Consider the following 2,222-nt stretch of genomic DNA (forward strand, 5'->3'; position numbering starts at 1 on the left):
GAGGGCGAGCTCGCCCCACGGCGGGCTCAAGCGGTTCATCGTTCCCCCAGGCTAGCCGACCGGTGGCACCGTCCCGGACGGCCGCGGCGGCCCGGCGGACGACCCGGCACGGCGGCGGGCCGGGAACGGCTCCGCCGCTCCCGGGGTGACGGTCCGTCGGGTGCGGCGCGGGCCGGGGTGCCGGGTGCCGGCGGGCCGGTCGTGGGCCGGTGTTAGCCTGCGGCGAAGCGGCGCCGGGGGGCGCCGCAGTTCGGGGGATCACGGTGGCGGCGGGGCGGGAAGCCGGACGCGGATGGCGGCCGGCGGGTGCGGCGGCCGGGGGGGGGGTGCTGCTGGTCGCCGGGTACGCGGCCGGGGTGTGGTCGGCGCGCTCGGGCGGCCGGGTGCGGGTGGCGGAGCTGCTGGACCGCCCGGTGCCGCTGCTCGGTTCGGCGGGTGTCCTGCTGGTCGTGGCACTGGTGCTGGCCCCGCGCAGGCCGGGCCGGGGCCTGTTCACCGCCCCGGTGGTGCTGGTGGCCGGGGTGCTGGCGCTGCGGGTGCTGATCGGCGCCCTGGACGTGGCCGGTCCGCCGCGGCAGCACACCGTGCTGACGGTCGCGGCACCCGGCCGGGCGGACCGGCTGCTGTCGGTGGTGCGCCACGCGGTCGGTCCGTGCTGGTCGGTGGAGGTGGAGACCGGCGGTGGCTGGTCGGCCCGGCACTGGCTGCTGGGTGTCTTCGAGCACGGCCCGGCGTCGGGCGGCCCGGTCGACGGCCACTGGGACGGTCCGGACCGCGTGGTGGTGCGGGCCTCGGACGGCGAGCACGTCTTCGACCTGCCCGCCGACCCCACGGGGCGCCCGCAGCGTCACTGACGTCCCGTCAGATGGCGGTGGCGGCCGTTCCCGGCCGGCCGCGGTGCCTGGCCCAGTCGCCGGCCAGGACGGCCATCACGGTGGCGTCGGCCCAGCCGTCGCCGTCCCGGAGCGCCTCGCGGAGCACGCCCTCCGCGACGAAGCCCACCTTCTCGTAGACGCGCCGGGCCCGCGGGTTGAAGGAGTACACCTCCAACTGGACGCGGTGCAGGCCGAGCTCGTCGAAGGCATGGCCGAGCAGGAGTCGCAGCGCCTCGGTGCCGAGGCCTCGGCCGCGCCCGGCCGGGCCGATCAGGGTGCGGAAGCTGCAGCTCAGGTTGGGCTCGTCCCACTCGTTGAGCACGACCTCGCCGACGCAGCGGCCGCTCGCCAGGTCGACCACGGCGAGGTCGAGCCGGTCCGTCTGCTCGTTGCGGGTGGCGTACCAGCGGGCGAGCGCGTCGGCGCCGATCGGCGGCCGGTGGGCGCTGCCGGTGAGCCGCAGCACTTCGGGGTCGTCCAGGGCGGCGGTGATGTGGGGCAGGTCCTCGGGCCGGAACGGGCGCAGCTGCACCGCGGTGCCGGTGAGGACGGGTTTGCGGGCGAAGTCTGCGGTCATCCGGCGATTCTGGGCGGCGGAACCGGGCCGGGCAACGGATTTGCGCCCTCCCGGTCAGTCGCGCAGTTCGGCGTCGAGCCAGCGGTTGCCCTGCAGGCGGCTGTAGCGCAGGTACGAGGTGCCGCCCGGGGCGATCCGGAACGGTTTGCCCCGGTCGTCTACGGCGAGGGTGCGGGTCTGTCCCTGGTCGACGTAGCTGAGTTCGGCCGTCCAGGTGCAGTCGCAGGTCTTGCTGAGGGCGGTGATCTCGAAGGTGACGGACTGACGGGGGTCGACGGAGAGCTGGAGGGCGTTGAGGTTGACGGGGGTGTCGTCGGCCCGCTTGCCCTTGACCGACGGCGGGTCGCGGTCGAGGTCGACGGTGACGTGTACGACCTCGCGGGGCCCCGTGCCGCACTCCGGGTCGACGAGGACGCTCACCATGCTGCCGGTGACGGCGGTGGAGCGGCTGACCGTCCTGACGGAGAAGCGGCGCAGGTCGATCTGGCGCTCGGCGGAGCTCTGCACGACGGCCTCGGTGAGGCTCCGGCCGGCGATCGCCCCCTGGCGTTCCAGCGCCCAGGCGGCGGGGTCCGACCCGGGGGCCTCCAGGCGGCGGACGGCGTCGGGGACGAGCGGCAGCCGCCAGACGTCGTTGCCGTCGCAACCGGGCGATATGACCTCGGTGTTGGAGATCAGGGCACCGCCTGCCGGGGGCGCGGCGCCGCCGACCACGGCCGAAGCGGAGGGTGCGGCGGCGGCCGGCCCGCCGGGGCTGCTCGCCGCGGGGC

Annotated in this window: 2 protein-coding genes and 1 pseudogene; 1 reads left to right on the forward strand and 2 read right to left on the reverse strand. The window is 76.4% G+C overall.

The genetic code is table 11. The features are described from left to right. Positions 1-326: 326 nt before the first annotated feature. A complete protein-coding gene (locus KSNIM_RS38795; protein WP_263108368.1) occupies positions 327-854 on the forward strand; it encodes a hypothetical protein in 528 nt (175 codons plus the stop codon). A gap of 7 nt (positions 855-861) precedes the next feature. On the opposite strand, the gene KSNIM_RS38800 is transcribed toward KSNIM_RS38795, so the two are convergent. Next, on the reverse strand, positions 862-1,452 hold the full coding sequence (locus KSNIM_RS38800; RefSeq protein WP_263108369.1) for a GNAT family N-acetyltransferase: 591 nt from the start codon (positions 1,450-1,452) through the stop codon (positions 862-864). A gap of 54 nt (positions 1,453-1,506) precedes the next feature. Next, a pseudogene (locus tag KSNIM_RS38805) lies at positions 1,507-2,222 on the reverse strand (hypothetical protein); the annotation flags it as partial.

Source organism: Kitasatospora sp. DSM 101779, assembly GCF_025655475.1.
Classification (GTDB): Bacteria; Actinomycetota; Actinomycetes; order Streptomycetales; family Streptomycetaceae; genus Kitasatospora.